Origin of the sequence: Paraburkholderia sp. RL17-380-BIE-A, assembly GCF_046028085.1 — a bacterium.
GTDB lineage: Bacteria > Pseudomonadota > Gammaproteobacteria > Burkholderiales > Burkholderiaceae > Paraburkholderia.
Map to the genome: position 1 here is coordinate 27,702 of NZ_JARESQ010000021.1, position 23,014 is coordinate 50,715.

At 62.4% G+C, this 23,014-nt stretch carries 20 protein-coding genes; 5 read left to right on the plus strand and 15 right to left on the minus strand.

The annotated features are described in order from the left end of the window. Positions 1–55: 55 nt before the first annotated feature. The 9 genes from P0D68_RS29070 to P0D68_RS29110 all read right to left on the minus strand — a co-directional run bounded on the left by P0D68_RS29070 (position 56) and on the right by P0D68_RS29110 (position 12,115). Entirely contained in the window at positions 56–1,141 is a 1,086-nt protein-coding gene (locus P0D68_RS29070) for an NAD(P)H-dependent flavin oxidoreductase (protein ID WP_408301517.1), read from the minus strand. Next, complete coding sequence (locus P0D68_RS29075) at positions 1,134–1,928, minus strand: crotonase/enoyl-CoA hydratase family protein (protein WP_091804540.1); 795 nt, start codon at positions 1,926–1,928, stop codon at positions 1,134–1,136. Before P0D68_RS29075 ends, P0D68_RS29070 begins: the two co-directional genes overlap by 8 nt. An 87-nt stretch (positions 1,929–2,015) precedes the next feature. Continuing rightward, positions 2,016–3,014 (minus strand): acyl-CoA dehydrogenase family protein, encoded by a 999-nt coding sequence (locus P0D68_RS29080; RefSeq protein WP_408301519.1) that lies wholly within the window; start codon positions 3,012–3,014, stop codon positions 2,016–2,018. 26 nt (positions 3,015–3,040) lie between these two features. Next, positions 3,041–4,198 carry an acyl-CoA dehydrogenase family protein gene (locus tag P0D68_RS29085; protein ID WP_408301521.1) on the minus strand — a complete coding sequence of 386 codons (1,158 nt, stop codon included), beginning with the start codon at positions 4,196–4,198 and terminating at the stop codon, positions 3,041–3,043. 48 nt (positions 4,199–4,246) lie between these two features. Beyond that, positions 4,247–5,815, minus strand: coding sequence for an acyl-CoA synthetase (locus P0D68_RS29090; RefSeq protein ID WP_408183775.1), 1,569 nt, complete (start codon positions 5,813–5,815; stop codon positions 4,247–4,249). Between the two features lie 36 nt (positions 5,816–5,851). Then, entirely contained in the window at positions 5,852–6,787 is a 936-nt protein-coding gene (locus P0D68_RS29095) for an SDR family oxidoreductase (protein ID WP_408301523.1), read from the minus strand. A gap of 75 nt (positions 6,788–6,862) precedes the next feature. Next, entirely contained in the window at positions 6,863–8,050 is a 1,188-nt protein-coding gene (locus P0D68_RS29100) for a lipid-transfer protein (protein WP_408183771.1), read from the minus strand. Between the two features lie 26 nt (positions 8,051–8,076). Beyond that, positions 8,077–9,216, minus strand: coding sequence for an acyl-CoA dehydrogenase family protein (locus tag P0D68_RS29105; RefSeq protein ID WP_091808985.1), 1,140 nt, complete (start codon positions 9,214–9,216; stop codon positions 8,077–8,079). A gap of 154 nt (positions 9,217–9,370) precedes the next feature. Continuing rightward, the gene (locus P0D68_RS29110; RefSeq protein WP_408301526.1) at positions 9,371–12,115 is read right to left on the minus strand and encodes a winged helix-turn-helix domain-containing protein; all 2,745 of its coding nucleotides are present in this window, start codon (positions 12,113–12,115) and stop codon (positions 9,371–9,373) included. 330 nt (positions 12,116–12,445) lie between these two features. Between P0D68_RS29110 and P0D68_RS29115 the strand changes: the two genes are divergently transcribed. Next, positions 12,446–13,465 carry an SGNH/GDSL hydrolase family protein gene (locus P0D68_RS29115; protein WP_408301528.1) on the plus strand — a complete coding sequence of 340 codons (1,020 nt, stop codon included), beginning with the start codon at positions 12,446–12,448 and terminating at the stop codon, positions 13,463–13,465. Positions 13,466–13,679: 214 nt separating this feature from the next. After that, entirely contained in the window at positions 13,680–14,351 is a 672-nt protein-coding gene (locus P0D68_RS29120) for a hypothetical protein (protein WP_408301530.1), read from the plus strand. 16 nt (positions 14,352–14,367) lie between these two features. Here the strand turns inward: P0D68_RS29120 and P0D68_RS29125 are convergent, their stop codons facing one another. Beyond that, positions 14,368–14,943 (minus strand): cytochrome b, encoded by a 576-nt coding sequence (locus tag P0D68_RS29125; RefSeq protein WP_177205130.1) that lies wholly within the window; start codon positions 14,941–14,943, stop codon positions 14,368–14,370. Between the two features lie 113 nt (positions 14,944–15,056). Beyond that, positions 15,057–15,329 carry a hypothetical protein gene (locus P0D68_RS29130; protein ID WP_408468780.1) on the minus strand — a complete coding sequence of 91 codons (273 nt, stop codon included), beginning with the start codon at positions 15,327–15,329 and terminating at the stop codon, positions 15,057–15,059. 31 nt (positions 15,330–15,360) lie between these two features. Here P0D68_RS29130 and P0D68_RS29135 point away from each other — a divergent pair, with 31 nt between their 5' ends. The 3 genes from P0D68_RS29135 to P0D68_RS29145 all read left to right on the plus strand — a co-directional run bounded on the left by P0D68_RS29135 (position 15,361) and on the right by P0D68_RS29145 (position 17,782). Then, complete coding sequence (locus P0D68_RS29135) at positions 15,361–16,500, plus strand: PQQ-dependent sugar dehydrogenase (RefSeq protein ID WP_408468781.1); 1,140 nt, start codon at positions 15,361–15,363, stop codon at positions 16,498–16,500. A gap of 310 nt (positions 16,501–16,810) precedes the next feature. After that, positions 16,811–17,080, plus strand: coding sequence for a hypothetical protein (locus P0D68_RS29140; protein ID WP_408301534.1), 270 nt, complete (start codon positions 16,811–16,813; stop codon positions 17,078–17,080). A 138-nt stretch (positions 17,081–17,218) separates the two neighbouring features. Continuing rightward, the gene (locus tag P0D68_RS29145) at positions 17,219–17,782 is read left to right on the plus strand and encodes a hypothetical protein (protein ID WP_408301536.1); all 564 of its coding nucleotides are present in this window, start codon (positions 17,219–17,221) and stop codon (positions 17,780–17,782) included. 40 nt (positions 17,783–17,822) lie between these two features. Here the strand turns inward: P0D68_RS29145 and P0D68_RS29150 are convergent, their stop codons facing one another. From P0D68_RS29150 to P0D68_RS29165, 4 genes are all read right to left on the minus strand, one after another. After that, positions 17,823–18,476 carry a response regulator gene (locus P0D68_RS29150; RefSeq protein WP_091804579.1) on the minus strand — a complete coding sequence of 218 codons (654 nt, stop codon included), beginning with the start codon at positions 18,474–18,476 and terminating at the stop codon, positions 17,823–17,825. Between the two features lie 333 nt (positions 18,477–18,809). Further along, positions 18,810–20,192 carry an MFS transporter gene (locus tag P0D68_RS29155; protein WP_408301538.1) on the minus strand — a complete coding sequence of 461 codons (1,383 nt, stop codon included), beginning with the start codon at positions 20,190–20,192 and terminating at the stop codon, positions 18,810–18,812. A 238-nt stretch (positions 20,193–20,430) separates the two neighbouring features. Next, a complete protein-coding gene (gene glyA / locus P0D68_RS29160; RefSeq protein WP_408301540.1) occupies positions 20,431–21,690 on the minus strand; it encodes a serine hydroxymethyltransferase in 1,260 nt (419 codons plus the stop codon). A 79-nt stretch (positions 21,691–21,769) separates the two neighbouring features. After that, entirely contained in the window at positions 21,770–22,984 is a 1,215-nt protein-coding gene (locus tag P0D68_RS29165) for a M24 family metallopeptidase (RefSeq protein WP_408301542.1), read from the minus strand. Positions 22,985–23,014: the final 30 nt, after the last annotated feature.

Genomic DNA, 23,014 nt, shown 5'->3' on the forward strand with positions numbered 1-23,014 from the left:
CCGCCGTGCTGCGAACCTCACCGGATCTCGCGCACGCACGCGAGGCAAGAGGTGTTCAGGCCACGGACATGGACGCAGGACACGAGCGCGCGTCCGCGCCGACAACGCGCTGCGCGAACGCGTGTGCTGCCTGCGCCGCGTCGCCGATCAATTGCTCGACGATCTGCGCGGCCGGAACAATCGCGTCCGCGAAGCCGCCTGCCGGTCCGAGCGATACGATGCCGGCCTCCACGTCGCCGTCCTGATAGACGCATTGCCGCGTCCGCGACGACAGGATCAGATCGCCGAAGTCGCTGTGCTGGCGAGCACCCGCGGCTTCGAGCCGCTGGACCTCGCGCGCCGCCTCGTTATCCAGCACGCGCCAGGTGTCGCCGAGCGATGCGAGGATCGCGGTCGAGCAATGCGCGTCGGCGGCGACAATGCGCTGCTTCAACGCATCGTGTGCGGCGATTTCCGAGGCGACCATGAAGCGGCTGCCCATCACCACGCCGTCGGCGCCTAGCGCAAGCGCGGCGGCAATCTGACGACCGTTGCCGATACCGCCGCCGATCACGAGCGGAACATGAATCTTCTCTAGCGCATAAGCCCCGTTCACGAATGCGGAAAGCTGATTGGCGCCGGGATGGCCGCCTTCTTCAAGGCCCACCAATGCGAGTGCATCCACACCGAGGCGCTGCGCGCTCACTGCATGGCGCACGCTCGGGCATTTGTGGATCAACACACCGCCGCCCCTTCGAATCGGCTCTACCAGTTGCTCGGGCGACGCGCCCGCGCTTTCGAAGTGACGCACGCCTTCTTCGAGCGCGATCCTGATCCAGTCGGCGACGTCGCGATTCAGTGCGGCGCGGCGCGACAACGTCAGATTCACGCCGAAGGGCCGGCCCTCGGTCAGCGTTCTGCAACGGCGCAGATCGCTGCGCAATGCATCCGCACTGCTGAACGAGCGCGCGGTGATAAAGCCCATCGCACCCGCGTTCACCACCGCCGCGACAATGCCCGACTGGCCGAGGTGATGCATGCCGCCGAGCAGGATCGGATGGCGAATGCCGAAGCAATCGGTAATGCGTGTGCGAAAGCGCTGCGTGGTTGCCGGCTCGCGAGCGCCGTCGCATGCCAGACGATCGGCGGCCGCTCTATCCATTGAACGACGGCGACCGTTTCTCGATGAACGCCGCAACCGCCTCGCGATGGTCTGCCGTTTGATGCGAGAGCGCCTGATAAGCCGCCGACATTTCCAGTAGCGTATCCAGCCGGCAATGCATGCCTTCGCGCAGTAAGCGCTTGGCCAGCCGCACTGCGTGAGGCGGATTGGCGGCGATCGAACGCGCGAGGCCTTGCGCGACGGTGAGGAGTTCGCCGTGCGGCACGACGCGGGACACCAGATTCCATTCGAGCGCCTGTTGGGCGTCGATCATCTGGCCCGTGAAGGTCAACTCGGCGGCGCGCGACAAACCGATGATGCGCGGCAGCAGCCACGCGCCGCCGTCGCCGGGAATGATGCCGAGCTTGACGAAGCTCTCGGCGAATTTTGCAAGCTCGGACGCAATGCGGATATCGCACATGCAGGCAAGGTCGAGTCCCGCGCCGATCGCCGCGCCATTCACGGCGGCAATGACCGGCACCTCCAGATTGAACAACGCCAGCGGCAGTTGCTGAATGCCGCGCCGGTAGTCCTGGCGAATCTCCATGCCGGGCAGCGTGCCCGACGCATGCCGTTCCATGTCGTGGATATTGCCGCCCGACGAGAACGCCGTGCCGGCGCCCGTCAGGATGACGGCCCGCACGGAACGGTCGGCTTCGATGCGCGCGATCGCCGTCAGAAACTCCTCCACCGCTGTGTTGCCGGTGAGCGGATTGCGCCGTTCCGGTTCGTTCATCGTCAACGTGACGATGTGTCCGTCCTGTTCGTACTTCAGAAATTGGCTCATAGGATGTCTAATCGTCTCCGCTGCTGTATAGGTTTTCCGCTGACGCCGGAGCGGCGTGAGCAGATGCGCTCTCTGCCGTTCGCCTCTTCATGCGGCGGCGCATGGCGCGGTTCGCGCGAAGTCCGCGAACGTGCCGTGCTGCTGCGCGAGCACCGCGTTCCCCACCATGCGATTCCAGAATGCCTCCGAGCCGTCCGCCATGCGCCATTCATGCAGCCTGCGCGTATAGAGCTGGAGATCGTATTCGGCGGTGACGCCGATTGCGCCATGCAACGCATGCGCCGTCGACGCCACCAGCGGCACCGCCATGCTCGTGCGCGCTTTGGCGATCGCTGTCGCGAGCCGCTCGGGCACGGCGCCCGCGCCTGAGAACGCCAGTTCGGATGCCATCCCGGCCGACGCCACGTGCTGGGCCATCACGCTCAACTGATGCTGCACCGCCTGAAATTTGCCAATCGACTTGCCGAATTGCGAGCGATCGTTGCAGTACTGCAGCGTCATGGCGAACACGCGATCCATCGCGCCGGCGATAGCGGCCGCATGGATCGCAGCACTGAACCGCAGCACCTCTTCGCCGTTCGCGCCGAGCGGCGTGGGCACGGCATCGATGCCCCAACTCAGCGTGCCGCTAAAGCTGCCGTGCACGCCGCAGGGTTTGCGTTCGGCTCGGGCGGCGTCGAGCAGCAGCAAATCACCGTCGACATTGGCCAGTACGTGGTCACAGGTCATGCCGAACGGCACCTGAGGCGCCTCCAACGCGCCATTCTCGCGACGGCGGCAAGCGCCCGCGAGCGTCGTCATGCCGGCAGGCGCCGCGACTCCGGTGCCGCGCAGAAGCGCGCGCGCCGCGATGCTCTGTGCGAGCGGCACGGGGACCGCATAGCGTCCAAGGGCCGTGAAAACCGGCGCGCTTGCCGGCAAGGACAGTCCGGCGCCGCCGTCGCTTTCCGGCGTCAGCAACTCCAGAAAGCCGGCCTCCTCCACTGCGTTCCAGATAGACGCGGGCGCGCCGCCGTTCTCGATCGCGCGGATCGCTTCGGGGGTGGCGCGGTCGCGCAGAATAGCTTCAATGGCTTCGGTGAACATGCAGGTCTCTTCCTCGTCCAGATGGGTTAGCGCAAACCAAGACCGCGCGCGATCATGCCGCGCAGCACTTCGCGCGTGCCGCCGCGCAGCGAGAAGGTCGGCGAGATCTGGCTGAGGTAGGCCACCGTGCGATACAACTCGGGATCGATGGTCTGGGCAGGGTCCGCGCTGATCGCCGCTTCCAGTTGCGCGGGAATGGCCTGTTCGAACTCGGTGCCGATGTCCTTGACGAGCGCAGCCTCGACCACCGGGCTTTCGCCATGCGCGAGTCTCGCGGTCACCGCGATCGACAGGCAGCGCAGCGTGGCCAGTTGCGTTGCGAAGCCGCCGAGCAAGGGGAGGTCGGCATCATTCGCGCCGTGGCGGCGCAGTTGCGCGCGCCAGCAGTCGAGCAGCACCACGCTCGAATAAAGCCGCTCGGGACCGCTGCGTTCGAAAGCCAGTTCGGCCGTGACCTGCTGCCAGCCGGCGCCTTCGTCGCCGATCAACGCGTCGTCGGCTAGGAATACGTTGTCGAACGTCACTTCGGAGAAGTGGGCGTCGCCAGTGAGATCCACGATCGGCCGCACGTCGACGCCGGACAGCGACAGATCGACGATGAACTGCGACAGCCCCTTCTGCCGATCCTCCGGCACGCCCGACGATCGCACCAGCGCGATCATGTACTGGCAATGCTGCGCGTTGGTCGTCCAGATCTTGCGCCCGGTCAGACGCCAGCCGCCGTCGCAGCGCACCGCACGGGTTCGCACGCTCGCGAGATCGGAACCCGAGTCGGGCTCGCTCATGCCGATGCAGAAGAACGCGCTCGCGGCACAGATGCGCGGCAGGTAGAAGTCCTTCTGCGCCTCGGTGCCGTAGCGCAGAATCAATGGGCCGCTTTGACGGTCGGCGATCCAGTGTGCCGCGACCGGTGCACCCGCGGCCAGCAGTTCCTCGACCAGCACGAAGCGACGAAACGCGTCCATGCCCGCGCCGCCGTAACTCGCCGGCAGGGTCAACCCGATCCAGCCGCGCGCCGCGAGACGTCGGCTGAACTCCGCGTCGAAGCCCATCCAGGAACGGGCACGAACATCGTCCGGCGCCGCTGGCAGGTGCTCGTCAAGAAAGTGCTTCACGTCCGCACGGAACGCTTCGGCCGCGGCGGGCAGCGCCGTCAGGTGGAAAGCATCCAACAGGTTGTTCACGTCTCACTCCAGATTTTTGTAGTCGCCTCGCCGCTGCGCGTGTGCGGGTTATGAATCCGCACGCTCCGCTCGTGCGTCATAGCGCTCACGCAGTGCCTGCTTGTACAGCTTGCCGGTTGGCAGGCGCGGCATCGCGTCGATGAAATCGATCGAGCGCGGCACCATGTAGCGCGCCACTCGCGTGCGCAGGTAGGCCAATAGCCGTTCCGCGAGCGCGTCCGACGGCACCACGCCGGGCATCGGTTCGACAATCGCTTTGACCTGCTCGCCCATCTCGGCGTCGGGCACGCCGATCACCGCCGCATCCTGCACATCGGGATGCACGGCCAGCGCGTCTTCGATCGCTTGCGGATAGATGTTGACTCCGCCGGAGATGATCATGAACGCCTTGCGATCGGTCAGATACAGATAGCCGTCGCTATCCACATGACCTATGTCGCCGACCGCCGTCCACGCCGGATAGCGGGGATGTTGTGCGGCACGGGTCTTGTCGGGATCGTTGTGGTAGTGGAACGGCAACTGGTCCCGCTCGAAATAAACGGTGCCGGTTTCGCCGACCGGCAACTCGTTGCCGTCGTCATCGCAGATATGAATGACGCCGAGCAGCGGGCGGCCCACCGAACCGGGATGCGCGAGCCACTCCTCGGTGCTGAGCGTGGTCACGCCATTGCCCTCAGTCGACGAGTAATACTCCTCGATGATCGGCCCCCACCAGTCGATCATCTGCCGCTTGACCTCCTGTGGGCACGGTGCGGCCGCATGAATCGCCACCCGGTGGCTCGACAGGTCGAATGCATCGCGCAGCGAGGGGCCGAGCTTGAGCAGGCGGATCAGCATGGTCGGCACCCACTGGCTGTGCGTGACGCGATAGCGCTCGATCGCCCGCAGCGCTTCGAGCGGATCGAACTTCTCCATGAAGACCACGGTGCCGCCGCCGAACTGCGTCTCGATTCCGTAGCCGAGCGGCGCGGTGTGATAGAGCGGCGCCGGCGACAGATACACCGTTTGCGCGTCAAAACCATAGCGCTCGAACTGCGGGCGGCGCGCGGAACCGGAACCTTCGGTCACCCGGCCCTGAGGCTGCGCGCGAATAATGCCCTTCGGACGGCCGGTCGTGCCCGAGCTATAGATCATCATGGCGCCCAGCCATTCATCGTCAAGACGACTGGCGGGATAGCGGCCGGTCATGGCTTCATAGCTTTCCCAGCCGGCAATGGTGCCGTCGACCATCAGCCGCAGACGGCACGTCGGCATCATGCTGGTCAGTCCGGCCGCGAGCTCGCGCATTGCATACGAACTGACCACCACTTGCGCGTTGCTGTCCTCGATGATGCCGGCTGCTTCCGCCGCGGTCAGGTAGCGGTTGACCGGCGTGATCATCAAGCCGGAACGCAGCGCCGCCCAACACACCTCGAAGCAGCGCATGTTGTTCTCGAGCACCATCGCGATATGGTCGCCGCGCCGCAGCCCCGCTGCGTACAGACACTGCGCGAAGCGATTCGAACGCTCGTCGAGTTCGCGATAGGTCAACACCTCGCCGCTCGTGCTGTTGATCGCGGCGGCCTTATCCGGTGTCAGTTCGGCATGGTCGCCGAGGTATTTCGGGGTTCCGCTCATGCAGACTCTCCTGCGATGCGTGAAGGTTTCGGGCGCTTACGCTACCGTCTCCGGAATTTCGCCGGAGGTCAGCGCATTCGGCGCGGCCTGCTCCACCAACCCCGGTATCAAAGCACCGAGTTCCGCCGCATCCCAACGCCCGTCCTTCTCGATGCGCGGGCCGGCATGCCAGCCTTCGGCCACCGTGATACGGCCACCGCGCACGCCAAACACACGCCCGGTGATACCGCCCGACGCACTGCTGCCCAGCCATGCCACGAGGGGCGCGACATTGCCGGCATCCAGCGGATCGAAGCCCGGTGCGGCGCCCGCGGTGAATTCGTCGCGCCGCTTCGCGAAGATGTCCTCAGTGAGCCGGCTCATTGCGGTCGGATAGATCGCATTCACGGTCACACCATAGCGCTCCAGTTCGCGAGCCGCAATCACCGACATGGCGGCGATACCCGCCTTCGCCGCGCCATAGTTGGCCTGGCCAGGATTGCAGTACAGACCCGACGACGAACTGGTGTTGATGAGCCGCGCCACCCGCTCGCGACCCGCCTTGGCCTCCTCGCGCCAGTATGCGGCAGCGTGGCGCGACGGCGCAAAAGTGCCGCGCATGTGTACGCGAATCACCGAGTCCCAGTCTTCCTCGCTCATGTTGACCAGCGTGCGATCGCGCAGAATGCCCGCGTTGTTGACCAGCACGTCGAGTCCGCCGAAAACGGAAATGGCCGTGTCGATCATGTTCTTCGCGCCCTGCCAGTCGGCCACGTCGTCGAAGTTCGCGACAGCTTCGCCGCCGAGCGCTTCGATTTCGGCGACCACATCAAGCGCGGGGCCGCTCGCCGCGCCCGAACCATCTCCCTTGCCGCCGAGATCGTTGACGACGACTTTCGCCCCCTGACGGGCGAACTCCAGAGCGTATTCACGTCCGAGGCCTCGACCGGCGCCGGTGACGACCACAACGCGATTCTTGCAAAGTTGCTGCATGGGAAATCCTCAGTGCTGTTTGCTATCCAGACGTTTGCGCAGGAGACGACTTGCCGCCGGCCTGCGCTCACGCGTTCAGTGCTTGCCGTACAGCGTCACGACACACGCGCCGCCCAGGCCCAGGTTGTGTTGAAGCGCGAGCTTCGCGCCTTGCACCTGACGCTGGTCGGCGGTGCCGCGCAACTGGTGGGTCAACTCATAACACTGCGCGAGGCCGGTCGCGCCCAACGGATGCCCCTTGGAAAGCAGACCGCCTGACGGATTGACCACCACCTTGCCGCCGTACGTGTTGTCACCGTCGTTGACGAACTTCTCGGCGCCGCCTTCCGGGCAGAACCCAAGCGATTCGTAGCAGATGACTTCGTTGTGCGCGAAACAGTCGTGCAGCTCGCACACGTCGATGTCTTCCGGTCCGATACCGGCCTGTTCGTAGACCTTGTTCGCGGCCGAACGCGTCATGTGCGTGCCGACGTAGTTCAGCATCGACGGCGGATCGAACGAAGCCGGCGGATCCGTCGTGAGGGATTGCGCAACGATCTGCACACCGGTGCGCAAGCCATGCTTCTTCGCAAACTTCTCGGAGACGAGGATCGCCGCCGCGCCGCCGCATGTCGGCGGGCAGGCCATCAGACGCGTCATCACGCCGGGTATCAGCACCGTGTCGTTCATCACGTCTTCGGTCGTCACCTGTTTGCGGAACAGTGCGAGCGGGTTGTTGGCCGCGTGGCGGCTCGCCTTCGCGCGCACCGCGGCGAAGGTTTCCATGCGCGTGCCGTAACGCTGCATATGCTCGCGGCCCGCGCCGCCGAACGTGCGCAGTGCCTGCGGAAGATGCGCGAGGTCGGCGGTGAGGCCGTGCATGATCGGCACGAAACGCGCACGCGTCACCGGCCGGTCGTCCCAATGCGATTTCAATGCACCGGCCTGCATCTGCTCGAAACCGAGCGCGAGCACGCAGTCGGCGTCGCCGGTCGCGATTGCCTGGCGCGCGAGATAAAGCGCGGTCGAACCCGTCGAGCAATTGTTATTGACGTTGACGATCGGAATGCCCGTCATGCCCACTTCGTACAGCGCGGTCTGGCCGCACGTGGAGTCCCCGTAGACGTAGCCCGCGAATGCCTGCTCTACGAGGTCGTACGCAATGCCCGCATCGGCCAGCGCGCGGCGGGTCGCTTCAGCGCCCATTTCGGTGTAGCTCTGGCTCGCGCCGGGCTTGGCGAACTGGATCATGCCGACGCCCGCCACCAGTACTTTTTCGCTCATGATGCTGCCTCAAAAGGTAAGGAGACTTAAAGCTTGCGCGAAATCAGATCCCGCAGAACCTCGCTGGTCCCACCGAAAATGCGCGTGACGCGCATGTCGGCAAAGGCACGGGCAATCGGATACTCCAGCATGTAGCCGTAACCGCCATGCAACTGGACCATTTCGTCGATGCACTTCCACATCGCTTCGGTCGCGAAGAGCTTGGCGATGGCCGCTTCCTGCAGCGTGAGCTTGCGCTCCATGTGCTCGCGGATGTAGTAATCGACCAGCGTGCGGACCGCGACGGCTTGCGCCTTCACATCGGCCAGCTTGAATTTGGTGTTCTGGAAGTCCCACACGGTCTGATTGAAAGCGCGACGGTCCTTCACGTATTGCAACGTCAGTTCGAGTTGCCGCTCCAGCTTCGCGGCGCAATACACCGCGATGATCAGGCGCTCTTGCGGCAACTCTTCCATCAGGTGGATGAAGCCGCCGTTCTCGTTACCGATCAGGTTGCTTGCCGGTACGCGCACGTTGTCGAAAAAGAGTTCGGCAGTGTCAGCCGCGGCCTGCCCGACTTTCTCGAGCTTGCGGCCACGGCGAAAGCCGGCACGGTCGGTTTCGACCATGATCAGGCTCACGCCCTTCGCACCCGCCGACGGGTCGGTCTTGCAGACCACCACCACCATGTCGCAGTTCAGGCCGTTGGAGATGAACGTCTTGCTGCCGTTGATCACGTAGTCGTCGCCATCGCGCACCGCGGTGGTACGGATCGACTTCAGATCAGAGCCCGTGCCGGGCTCGGTCATCGCGATGGCGAGAATCTTTTCGCCGCGGCAAATGGGCGGCAACCAGTTGCGTTTCTGCTCTTCGGTGCCGAGGCGCACGATGTACGGCGCGGTGATATCGGAGTGCACGGAATAGCTGAAACCCGACACGCCCGCACGATGCAACTCTTCCGCGACGATCGCCGAATGACCGAAATCGCCGCCGCCACCGCCGTATTCTTCCGGGACGGTCACACAAAGCAGACCTTCCCGCCCCGCCTTCAACCACGTCTCGCGATCGACACAGCCGGCCTCGTCCCACTGCGCCTGACGCGGCAGGCATTCCCGTTCGAAGAAACGCCGCGCGGTTTCACGCAGCATCTCGTGATCCTCGCGATAGACATTACGTTTGACTTCCACCGCACGCTCCTTATCGATTGAATGCGTTGGCAGCGCTGACCGGGTTTGCCGGCCGGCTGCTTCCATAAACGCATTGTGCGTGGTGGGGGTGGGGAGCGAGCCTACCCCCGTAGAGTGGGGGTAGGAGGATGGAGGGTTGCGGGTGAGACGGCGGTTATCGCGCGCCCGCGTCGCGCATCCTGGCGACGGCGCCGTCGCGGCCCGACACTTCGAGCTTTCTGTAGATGTTCTTCAGGTGCCACTTCACCGTATCGAGCGAAACGTCCATGACCCGCGCAATCTTCTTGTTGGGCAATGCAAGAGCAAGCAGACCCAGTACCTCGTTTTCGCGTTCGCTGAGCGACTGGATCGGCACGTGCATCGCAGCCGTCTGTGGCGCGGCAGGCGCCGTTGCCTGCCCGGCTTCGATCAGCCGTTGGGCATAGAAAGCGAGAACGGGGTCGAAGCCCTGTTCCGACGGCAGCGGGTCAAGAATCTGCCGGCAGGGTCCAAGCTCGTCCAGCAGGCTGCGCATCAGCCCCAGCCGATGCCCGAGACGCAGCGCCTCGACCAGATGCTCACGCGCCGCTCTCTCGTTGTGGCGCCCCATCTCGGCAATCGACATCTGCAACCGCAACCCGGCTACGCGGCACCACCGCCCTCCCGCTTCGGACAGCGCGCTGAGGGGCTTCAGCCGGTTCATCGCGCCGTCGAAATCGTTCAGATGCAGGCACATGCGAATGCGCGCAAGATCGGCGCAGACGCTGATTTCCCATGCCGTGCTGCGTGCCGCGCCGGCATAACGCGCCGCGAGCGCTTCGCAGCGCAGCAGCGCCGCCTCGGCTTCATCGAGACTGCCTTCTTCCAGCAGCCAGCGGGAGCGCAAGCAGAGTGCGTTGGCGAGTAGACGATCCACACCATGACGCTTCGCGTAGTCTTCGAGTCGATCGAGATAGTCGCGCGCCTCGAGCCGACGGCCCGCGAACCAGTGCGCGCCGGCGAGCACCACCAGCGCCCGCAACACGGTGTCCGGAATCGACACACGCTCTAGCACGTCGATGCGTTCGTCCAACAGACCGAGTGCGGCATCGACATCGTTCAGTTCGTAGAGCGCTTCGCCAAGCAGCGCCGCGGCCATACACGCAATGCCGACGTAGGCCGGCCCCTGTTTTTCCGCTTCCGCCAGCACGTCGCAAAAGACCCGCTCGGCGAGCAGCACCTGCCCCTCGGCGGCGTGCGTCATACCGCTCATGCACCGGCCAAGCAGGATGCCGCGCGGCGCGCCGCCATGCGGCGCACCCTCCTCCAACACCTTGCGCGCCTGTTCATATTCACCACGATGGATGAACATCCACGAGAGGATATTGCCGCGACCCGCACGGGTGAAATCGTCCGCGTCCGCGGGGACGCGCTGCAGTTCAGGCAATAGCGCGACGACCGAATCCGTGTCGTCGCGCTGTAGCGCGAGGCCACCGCGAAGCAGCGCGAGCGCGTAGCGCTGACGCGGGTCCGGCCGTTCGCTGCGCGACGCTATCTGCTGGATGCTCTGCATGAGCGCATCGGTTTCCCCCGCATACATTTGCAGATAGGCGGTGATCACGCGCAGATCGAAACGCGCCGTGATCTGCGCCGGAGGCAACCGGCGCACCAGGCCCGCCAGCTGCCGGAGTTCGCCGCGCGCGAGCAGATCGTGCGCGCAGCCCTCCACGAGGTCGGCGGCAGCCTGTGCGTTGTCGGCCAGCACGGCGTGATGCACGGCTTCGTCGACATAACCTTGCTCACTGAGCCACTGCCAGGCCGCCGCATGCAGTTCGCGCAGTTCCGCGGCCGGCAGCCCGGCGACCCGGCGCTGCAGCACCTCGCGCAGCAGAGGATGCAGGCGATACCAGGTTTCGCCGTCCTGCCCGACACCAATCTGGCTGATGAACAGATTGTCGCCCTCCAGGCGACTGAGTCGGGAGGCGACGTCTGCAACCGCATCTGCATGCTGCATCAAGCTTGCGCAAAGGCGTGCGCAAAATCGTTCGCACAACGCCGCGCGAGTGAGCAGAAGCAGATCGTCCGGCGCGAGGCGCACCAGCACTTCGCGTTCGAAGTAGCGCGCGAACGTCTCGGCGTCGCGCACCGTTGCAGGCGCGAAGGCCGCGCCTTTGCGGGTTTTCAGGTCGATCGCGAACAATTGCAGGCCCGCCGCCCAGCCGTCGGTCAGTTCATGCACGACCTGCGCGTCCCGTTTGGCGATGTCGCCGAGTTGCTCGCGCAAGAACCGCTCTGATTCTTCGGCCGAAAAGCGCAGATCCCGTCGATCTAGTTCGGTCGCGAGACCCTGCGAGCGCAAGCGCGCCAGCGAAACGGGCAACGCCCGCCGCGAAGCCAGCACGACATGAAGCTGTGGTGGCGCGTAATCGAGCAGCCAGCGCATCGCTTCGAGAATGCGGGCGTTCTGAAGGTAATGAACGTCGTCGAGCATCAGCACGAGCTCGCGCTTGCGGCGCGCAATCCCGCGAACGAGCGTGATCACCCAATGCTCGACCGCCGTCTCGTCGCTTTCACGGCCGACCAGCAGTTCCGCTTCGCGCGCGATCGTCGGATCCACGCTGGCAAGGCTCGCGAGCAGACCGTGAAAGAACGCGGTCAGGTCGTCGTTCTCAGGCGCGAGCGACAGCCAGGCCACGTCGAAATCCAGCGTCAGCATGGCTTGCCGCAGGGCCAGCATCGTGCTGGTTTTGGCGCTGCCGGCCGGCCCCTGAATCACCACGCAACGCTGCCGCCGCGCTTCGAGCAGGCGCGCCATCAAGGCTTCGCGCGGCATGAGCTGGCGCGCCGCCCGAGGCGGAATCAATCTCGTACCGGTGACGGGCTCGATAGCGAGTCTGGGGGAGACGCGCACGTCTCCTGAGTGTTCATTGGATTCGGGCATACGGGGAAAGCTGAGAGACCGGATAACGTGAGAGAAGTCTCGCGACGCGTACCGTCACGCCGGAACGCGCTTTGCCGAGTATAGGAGTGCGACGCCACCCGTCGGGCAATTTAGCGCCCACCTACCCGATTCGGGTGGGTAAAAGGCGCAGGGAGGGTTCGACTCTATGGAAGCCGTGGGTCACTTGTGCCGCGCTCAGTGAGCCAGCCACCCGCCGCCGCAGGCGCAATAGCGCATGCTTCTTGCTTCGGCAGTGTGCTTGTCGGGAAGGCGACGCGCGATCATCCCGCAACGTGGCCGCACCTCCCCGCCAGTTCAGGGAGAGTCGTTATGCGAGGAATGAATGACACGGTACGCGCTGCAATTTTTGCCGTCGCGGTCTCACTGCTTTCGGCGTGCGGTGGGCACGATGGCAGTTCGAATAATGGCAGCACGGCGACGCCGGCAGGCGGCGTCCATCTGCAAATTGTCTCGTTCGGAGACAGCCTTTCGGATGTCGGAACCTACGCGCCAATCGCCGGCGCGGTTGGCGGAGGGCGTTTCACGACCAATCCCGGACAGGTGTGGACTCAGAATATCGCGCAATACTACGGCGACACGCTAAATGTCGCGTACACCATCGACATCACGCATAAGCTCAGCGCGCAAGGCGGCCTCGGCTATGCGGAGGGTGGCGCCACGGTGGCGACGCCGGCAAACCAGTCCGATTTTCTGACCAGCGTGATCGGCAACATCGAAATGCCGGTGAATCAGCAGGTTTCGAGCTATCTGGCCGCTCACGGGAGTTTCAACTCGAATCAACTAGTGCTCGTCTGGGCGGGCGCGAACGATGTGCTACGCGCCGGGGCTCTGCCAGCGGCTGCACAGACGGTCAACACGGCGGCTGCCACCCTCGCTCAGGTTGTCGGTCAGATCGTCCAGAACGGCGCCACGCATGTCGTGGTGGTCAATGTGCCGAATATCGGACTGTCGCCGCACGGCATTGCCTCGTCCGATGGCGGGGCTAACTTGACCCAGTTATCGCAGCTGTTCAACAGCAGCCTTAACGCCGCTTTGCAGACCGATGGCCTGCAGGGCAAGGTCATCCAGATCGATTCCTATACCTGGCTGAACGGAATCATGGCGAATTTTCAGGCCAACGGCTTCGCCGTGTCGAACACCGGCGTTGCTTGCGACCCCAAGAAAACGCCCGACGACACGGCACTGCTGTGCTCGCCGCCAACCTACGTGAGCGCCAACGCAGACCAGACGTACATGTTCGCCGACGACCTTCATCCGACCACGCACCTGCACGCGCTATTTGCGCAGTACGTGGAGCACCAGATCGCCAGCACCGGCCTGGGTCATTGACGCAGCGCCCGGAAGCTGTCGATCTGATGAGCGCGGAGAAGGCCGCCGCGCAGCCCTTTTCGCCGATGCCTGGGGGAAGCCGCAGGCCGAGAGAGACCGTTCCCGGCCAATGTGCCGAAGCGGCCCTGTCGAATCGTTACAATGGCCAGATGACCTCCCCTAACAGCATCAAGTGCCGGACATACTGACTTCCCATTTCTGGAGTGGCGACGCCATGCGCAGTCGACGCGTGAGCGACATCGTGCTCTCAGGCTCGCTCGAAGTGCCTGTCCCACCTGTACGCCTGCTTGCGGATTGGGAACGGGAGATAGCGTCGCGCATGGTCCTCGAACCCGGAGACGTGGAAGCCATGCCTCTTGCGCGAGCGCGGATGCGCTGGCCCGACTATTCGCGCTGCGTGCAGGCCGTGTCCGACTGGACCTCCGCGCTAGGAATACCCGCGGTGCTTGCCGCCAGCGACGTCGCCCTGATGGCCTGCCGCGGCGCGCGGTACCACCATGACGCCGAGCAATATGGCAGTGCGGCCTTCTGCAATCTCTTCATGAGTGAGGACAAGGGGCTGGACCTGCATTTCCCGTCTTTGGGCCGGCGCATTCCTCTCTCGCGAGGAACGGTCGTGATATTCGACACGGGCCAGCCTCATGGCGTCATTCAGCGCCACAGCAGCGGTTTTGATGCGGCCGAGTTCGCGCCTGATCGGGATTGCATCCAGATCTTCCTGACCTGGGAGCTCCCCATCGAAAATACCCATGTGGCGCATGCACTGGGTGTCACCTTCGACACGGCCCCTTCGACCTCATTGCACCTGGATGCGGAACAAATCCGGGTGAACGGCGAACAGGCCATTGTGTGCCCCGATTCCGGCCGCTGGTGCCGGGCTGACTGATCGTCGGGGCCAGACCTCACCGGTTTCGCGGCGAATTATTCGACGGCCCCGCCTGGGGCAGCATGCGTTGCAGTACGTGGTCTTTCAGAACAACGCGATGGAACACCGCCGCGGCCACATGCAGCGCAATCAGTGCGAAGAGCACCCATGCGAGAACGCCGTGCACATCACCCATTTCGTGGCCAAAAGCCGAGCCCTGTTCGCTGAGTGCCGGATATGGCACAAGGCCCAGCAAACTGACTGTCCAGCCGCGTGAAGACGCGTTGATCCAGCCAAGCAGCGGCACCACCACCAGCGCAGCGTAAAGCAGAAAATGCGTGATGCGCGAGACGACGCTCAATAGCGGCGGCAACTCGTCCGGCGTCGGCCAGTGAGTCAAACGCCAGATCACTCTAATCACCATGACGGCGATCAGCGCCGAGCCGACGCCGAGATGCCAGGCAATCAGGCCAACGGGCTGTGTGTCCTTGTGTATGTCCGGCATCGTCCAGCCGATCACGAACTGCACCGCGATCAACAGGACAGTTAGCCAATGTAGCGTGCGTGCGACTGCGTCATAGGCCGGACGCGTACCTTGCAGAACTTTAGCCACTCCTTCTCCTCGATGTTTCCCGTACCGCATTGAATTGATAAAACGCGTGGCGGCAACCCAGATCGACTGCCGACAAACAGATGCCCATTCTAAACAATGCTAACGACCTTATCTTAAGGGAATCTGATGCCGCGCATGGAACCGGGAAATTGGCCAATGCCGCGTCCTGCCACCTGATAGGCAGGCTTCTTGCTGCACAGCTTTGAGCAGCATCCCCAAAGCCGATCGCCAAGAGAAAAAATGCGCCTATTCAAACGTCTGGTAGTTTTACTGATCTTGCCGCTGACCGCGTGCGCGATCGGCCCATCGAGTTCTGCTGATAACGGTTTCGGCGCCTCGCCCGCCATGCCGGCTCCGCAATCGACGCTGCTTCCGATGGTCAACATCGCACCTGTTCAGGCGCGCCCAGATGGCTCTATGCCGAGCGCCCCCGACGGTTTTTCCGTCACCCGGTTCGCCGGCGGCCTCGCGCACCCACGCTGGATTTACACGCTGCCCAACGGTGACGTGCTCGTGGCGGAAAGCGATGCACCGAAAGAACACGACGAAGGGAGCGGCCTGTTCGGCTGGGTCAGACGGCAGGTGATGAAGCGCGCGGGCGCGGGCGTGAGCAGTCCCGATCGTATCGTGCTACTACGCGACGCGAACAACACGGGCGTTGCCCAGATGCAAACCGTATTTATTGGCGGCCTGCATTCGCCGTTCGGAATGGCGCTGATTGGCAATGAACTCTACGTGGCCGATACGGACGCACTCCTGCGTTTCGACTATGCCGAAGGCGCCACACAGATCACCGGCCCCGGGGTCAAGGTCGCCGATTTGCCCGCCGGTCCGATCAACCACCACTGGACCAAGAATATTCTCGCCGACCGCTCGGGCAAGCACCTCTATATCACGGTGGGATCGAATAGCAACGCGGGCGAAAATGGCATCGACGCCGAGCAGGACCGCGCACGGATACTCGAGTTCGACGTGAAAACCGGCGGTTTGCGTCCGTATGCGACGGGACTGCGCAATCCCAATGGCCTCTCGTGGCAACCCGACAGCGGCGCATTGTGGACGGCGGTCAACGAGCGGGACGATCTGGGCAACAACCTCGTACCGGACTACATGACCGCGGTAAAAGACGGCGCGTTTTATGGCTTTCCCTACAGCTACTACGGGCAGCACGTCGACCTGCGAGTCAAACCTCAACGTCCCGACCGGGTCGCTGCGGCGATTGCACCGGACTATGCGCTCGGCAATCATACGGCTTCGCTAGGTCTCGTCTTTTACGACAGAACGCTGTTCCCCGCGCACTATCGAGGCGGCGCATTTGTCGGCCAGCACGGCTCGTGGAACCGCAAGCCGCACGCTGGTTACAAGGTCGTGTTCGTGCCTTTCGTCGACGGAAAACCTGCTGGCGCTCCTGAGGATTTCCTGAGCGGCTTTCTGACCGCGGATGGCCACGCGGTAGGACGGCCCGTTGGCGTCGCACTGGATGCGCACGGGGCGTTGCTCGTGGCGGACGACGTAGGTAACACCGTCTGGCGAATCGCGCCACGTAGCAGCATGTGATGGATGCGCACTTGTGCGAACGGGTTTCGGGAACGGCCAAGGTCGATGCTGACGTTCAGCCGTGCCCGATTTACAGCCCGATTTACAGCCCGATTCACAGCCCGATCGCATTAGCCATGTCAAACCAGTTGATCCTGGTCAACCGCCTCCAGCGCCCAAGGCGCCAAATAGATGTTGATGACCCCATTGCACTGTCTGCCATGTCTCTTTCGAAGATCGGGGCCGGAGATTGGTCGCCAATGGCCGTCAATCCGCGCTACTAGCGGATAGAAACTTTTCTTTGACGCCTTGACCTTCTGGAGGTACCAGCATGAAAAGAATTCTCCCGGCCCTATTGATTGCGCTCGCGTCTGTCGGCACGACGCAGGCTTGGGCTCAAAACGCCGCACCGTCCGGTGCACCGGGCGCTGAATCCAGCGACACCATTGTGCAAATGAGAAGTGAAATCCGTGCCGCAAATGAGACTTACCGTGCGAAAGTACGCGCGGCGAACAAAGTCCGGGATCGCGAAGTTGCCAAGGCGCAAGCCGAGCGGACCAAAGCCATCGAGGCCGCCCACTCGGGAGGAGGTAGTAGCTGAAGTGGCCGGAAGCCGACTCTAGCGTAGGCCACAGTCGGCTCGCAGTCGGCTCGCAGTCGGCTCGCAGTCGGCTGTTTCCTTGCGCCACTTCTCGTCCAAGCCAACGGAGTTCCTGTGGAAGAGCGGATACAGCATCTCTTGAACCAGATCAGTGTACTGGAGTCCGAACTGCAAACGGAGCTGCATCAACGCGAAATCAAGCTTTTCTATCGAATCACCGGCAAACGTGTCGAATTCGACGAAGCGGTGGGCAAGGTCCACCGGGAATTGAAAGTGGGCATTGTTAGCTGGATTCTTTCCAGCCGTCCACAGAACTTCCTCGCGGCTCCGTTCGTCTATGGGCTCGTTTTCCCTTTGCTATTTCTCGATGTTTGCATTTCGGCTTACCAGGCAATCTGCTTCCCGATCTACGGCATCGTCAAAGTCAAACGTGCGGACTATATCGTGATGGATCGCTGGCAACTGCGCTATCTGAACTTTATGGAGCGATTCCATTGCGCATATTGTGAATATGCCAACGGCCTCATCGCTTACGCTACAGAAATCGCCGCGCGCACTGAGCAGTACTGGTGTCCCATCAAACACGCTCGCAAAGTGTTAGGCACTCATGCAAGGTATGAGCGATTTCTGACTTACGGCGAAGCGGAGCAGTATCAGGCACATCTTGCGCAGTTTCGCGACGCACTGCGTAAGCAGGAGTGATAGTGCGTGGTGGACTGGCCTCCTGAATTGTCTGGATGGCTCAGATTGCTTCGAGACCGCCATCCTCAAAGAGGTTGTGGTGCACCGCGTATCGCACAAGGGCCGCGTCGTTAGGAAGGCTCGATTTTTCCAGAATCTTCGTCCTGTGGGTGCTGACCGTTTTCGCGCTCAACCCTAGTTTCTCGGCGATAGCAGTCACGGATTCGCCTGCCGCGATCAGAAGAAATACTTCGAATTCCCTCGCCGACAAACGCTGGTGAGGCAATGCGGAACCCGTATCGGCGAGGCCGTGGGCGAATTGATCGGCCATTGCAACACTCACATATATACCGCCTGTCCCAACCTTTCTCGCGGCGTCGAGGAATTCCGCGGCCGAGCAATTTTTGGTGATGTACCCGGATGCTCCCGCTTTGAATGCACGGGCCGCAAACGATTCCTCGGCGCGCATGGTGACAACGAGAATGCGCAGCGCGGGATTTTCGCTCTTGATCAGGGAAATGAGATCGAGTCCGTGGACGCCAGGCATGAGCAAGCCGAGCGTCAAAACGGCCGCATCAGTTGTTCCCGCAAGCAAGAGCGTGCTTGCGCCATCAAAGGCCTCGCCAACGATGCTGAAGTCCCCCGCGCAACGGAGAATCGCGCGTAAACCCTCCCGCACGACGCCGTGCGCATCAGATATTGCCACCTTGATCATGGAAACTCTCATGGAAAGGGAGCGAGATTGCCCTTTCATCATGTTCCGTTGACTGCGCATGTCGAACGCTATTTTGTAACTGTCTGGACCTTCCGGTTTGTTTCTTGCAGAGAGCGGATTTCACCTGTGAGTGCCTGGAACTGGGTACTTATGGTTTAGAACGTCACAGCTTTGTCCGTGATGTGTTGCAAACACGTCTCGAACGAATCGTATGTCAAAGGCTAATGAACCGCTATCGACCCGGCCAGGACGCTCAACCTGAGCGAGTCGACTGTTCTTCTCCTGCTCATCGGCGACGAGATGCCAGTAAGGTTGCCCCCACGCTACCGCTACTCAATCATCTGCCAGCGGACTGCGCGACGTCTCCTTACTCGCGAGCATGGCCACCAGTGCAACGCCTGCCGCGCCAACCAGATACCACGCCGGCGCGAGCTTGTTGCCCGTCACGCCGATCAACCACGTGGCGACCAGCGGCGCCGTGCCGCCGAATAGCGCATTCGCCGCATTGAAGCAGAACGCAAAGCCGCTGTAGCGCACGCGCGTCGGAAAGATCTCGGACAGAAAGCACGGCAGCGTACCGTCGTTCATCGTTAGCAACGCGCCGAAGGCAATCTGAATCATCACAATCGTCACGAAGTTCGCGCCAACCAGGCTCTTGAAAAGCGGCACGGTCAGCACCGCGAACAGAATCGACGCGCCAATCAACATAGTCTTGCGGCCGACGCGATCGGATAGCGCCCCCATCAGGAAGATGAGCCCGATGTATGCGGCAAGCGAAATCGTTGCGGCGATGAACGACTCCGTTTCGCCCACGCCCATTTCCGTCGACAGATACGTCGGCATATAGCTGAGCACCAGATAAAACGCCACCGCATTCAGGCAGGTCACGCCGAAAGCGACCAGCATCTTGCCGCGATGTACGCTCATCAACTCTTTTACCGGTGCGCGCGGAACGTGATGCGACGCTTCCATGGCCTTGAACTTTGGCGTGTCTTCGAGACGCACGCGAATATATCGCCCAATCAGTCCGAATGGCGCGGCAAGGAGGAACGGCAAACGCCAGCCGAATGAGTGCAGTTGTTCTGTCGTCAGCACGCCGTGCAACACCGCCACGAACACCGAACCGAACAGCAGTCCCGCCGCGGTGCTCGCCGGCACGATGCTCGTATAGACGCCGCGTTTGCCCTCGGGCGCGTACTCGGCGAGGAAGGCGGACGCGCCGGCATATTCTCCGGAAGCCGAAAAGCCCTGCACCACGCGAACCAGCAAAAGCAGGACCGGCGCGAGCACGCCGACTTGCGCATACGTAGGCAGAAACGCGATGACGAATGTCGAGCAGGACATGATCAGGATAGAAAGCGAAAGTGCCGTTCTACGCCCGATCTTGTCGCCGAAATGGCCCCAGACTATGCCGCCAATCGGCCTGACGATAAATGAAATCGCGAACACGCCGTACGCGGCAAGCAGTCCTGTCGCCGAATCCGTCTTCGGGAAAAAGACGACCGCAATGATCGTCGCAAGATAGCCGTACGACGCGTAATCGAACCACTCGACAAAGTTGCCGATAAAGCTCGCCGTCGCCGCGCGTTTAAGCAGACGTCCGTCGGCATGGTTACGCCCCTGCGCGGCGCCCGATCCTTGCAATGGAGCGACGCCACCCGGCGCCATCACGCCGGCACCTGCTGAATGACCTGAAACCGCCTTTCTGGTACTCATCTACGATCTCCAAACGTGAAAGCATGAAACTGCCTGGTTATGTTGACGACTCTTGCGACGGTCTCTGCGGGTCTCGTTTGCTCGACACACGCGTAGGCCGCTTGCGCCAATCATCGGCAGCGAAGTGCGCTGTGGCGCCGGTCAGCTTGACGCCGAGCGCCCGCATCGGTTGGTAGGGTTGGCGTCATTGAATCCGGGCAGGAGCAAATTCAAAAGTGCTGCCGTTCACGGCTTAAGCTCAGAAACCCGCATACACGGGAAAGCGTGCGCACAATTGCGACACCTGTTCGCGCACACGGTTTTCGGTTTCTGCGTCATTAAGGTTGTCGAGCAGGTCGCAGATCAGCGTCGCGGTCAGTGCCGCTTCCGCCTCTCCGAATCCGCGCGTCGTGATCGCGGGTGTGCCGATGCGGATGCCGCTTGTCACGAAGGGCGACTGCGGATCGTTCGGCACCGCATTCTTGTTGACCGTGATATGCGCGCGCCCAAGCGCGGCGTCCGCGTCTTTGCCGGTGATGCCGTTTGCGATCAGGCTCACCAGGAACAGATGATCGTCGGTCCCGCCGGACACGACGTCGTAGCCGCGCTCGTTGAATACGGTCACCATCGCACGTGCATTCGCCAGCGTTGCCTGTTGATAGACCCTGAATTCTGGGCCCGACGCTTCCTTGAACGCCACCGCCTTGGCCGCAATTACGTGCATCAATGGGCCACCCTGCGTGCCGGGAAACACCATCGAGTTCAGCTTTTTCTCGATCGCCTCGTTCGCCTTCGTGAGAATCAGGCCGCCACGTGGCCCGCGCAGTGTCTTGTGCGTGGTCGTCGTGACCACGTCCGCAAACGGCAGCGGGTTCGGATAAAGGCCTGCGGCAACCAGTCCCGCCACATGCGCCATATCGACAAAAAGATAAGCGCCCACGCGACCCGCAATCTGCCGGAAACGCGCAAAGTCCAGTACACGCGAGTAAGCAGAGAAGCCGGCCACGATCATTTTCGGCTGATGTGCGACGGCCAGACGTTCAATCTCGTCGTAGTCGATCAGACCGGTTTGCGGATTCACGCCGTATTGCACGGCGTTGTAGAGCTTGCCCGAGAAGGACACCTTCGCGCCGTGTGTGAGGTGGCCGCCATGCGCGAGACTCATGCCGAGAACCGTGTCGCCGGGTGCGAGGAGTGCCAGATACACCGCCGCGTTCGCCTGTGAGCCGCTATGTGGCTGTACGTTTGCATAATCCGCGCCGAAGAGAAGCTTGGCACGCTCGATAGCCAGCGACTCAACTACATCCACGTGTTCGCAGCCGCCGTAATACCGCTTGCCCGGATAGCCCTCCGCATACTTGTTCGTCAGCACCGAACCCTGCGCTTCCAGCACACGCGGGCTCGCGTAGTTTTCCGACGCAATCAGCTCGATATGCGCTTCCTGACGCTTGCGCTCGAGGCGCATTGCGTCGGACAACTCCGGATCGAATCCGGCGATGGTCTGTTCTTTTGAAAACATCGAAACGTCTCCTGCAACATCATGTTTACGCCTGCGGCCCCAGCCGCAGGACCAGGTCGCGACTGATCCGGTTCAGCCCCTAGCGAGCTTTGATGATGTTGTGGTCTGGGCCGTACTTGAAACCGGTGATGTTGGTCGCTTCTTTTTCGCCCACCACCAGGATGTCGTGCTCGCGGTAACCGCCCGCACCGGGCAAGCCTTGCGGCACCATGATCATCGGCTCCATTGAAACGACCATGTTCGGTTCGAGTACGGTGTCGATGTCTTCACGCAGTTCGAGCCCCGCTTCGCGGCCGTAGTAGTGCGAAAGCACACCGAACGAATGGCCGTAGCCAAAGGTGCGGTATTGCAGCAGGTTGTACTCCGCGTAAATCTTGTTCAGTTCGTGAGCGATATCGCTGCAACGGGCACCGGGTTTGAGCAGCTTCAGACCCGCTTCATGCACTTCGACGTTGACCTTCCACAACCGCAAATGCGCATCGGAACAGTGATCGAAGAACATGGTGCGCTCGAGCGCCGTGTAGTACCCGGCAATCATCGAGAAGCAGTTCAGGCTGAGAATGTCGCCCTTCTGCACTTTGCGCGTAGTGACCGGATTGTGGGCACCGTCCGTGTTGATTCCGGACTGGAACCATGTCCACGTATCCATCAGTTCGGAATCGGGGAAACGTTTGGCGATTTCACGCACCATCGCCTGAGTCGAGGCCAACGCGACTTCATGTTCGGGCACGCCTTCGTGTACGGCCGCCGCGAGGGCCGCGCCGCCCACGTCGCAAACGTTGGCACCGTGCTTGATGATTTCGATTTCTTCGGCCGACTTGATCATGCGCATGCGCATGGTCTGCGCGCTGATATCCACGAACTCCACGGACGGAAGCGCCGCTTTGAGTTTTTCCAGCACCTCCACCGGCACGTGATCGAACTCGATGCCCACGCGCCCCCTGTTAGCGATTTCCTGCTGCACGCCGCGAAAGAAGTTGTCGCGCTGCCAGTCTGTATAGACCACGTTGTAGTCGCCGACCGTTCGACGCCATGGCTGGCCACCGTCGATATTCGCCGAGATGGAGACCACTTTCCCCGGCGTCACGACGAGCCCGTACTTACGGCCGAACGAGCAATACAGGAAGTCCGCGTAGTAGTTGATGTTGTGATACGACGTGAATAGCACGGCGTCGATATTCTCGTTGGCCATCAACGCGCGCAGCTTGCCTTGGCGGTTCGCATATTCCGCATCCGAGAAGGTGTGCTTTACCTTTTCGCCATTCTCGATTCGAATCAGATTTTCCAGTTTCATGCGCTCGCTCCTTGGTGAAAACGCCAGTAG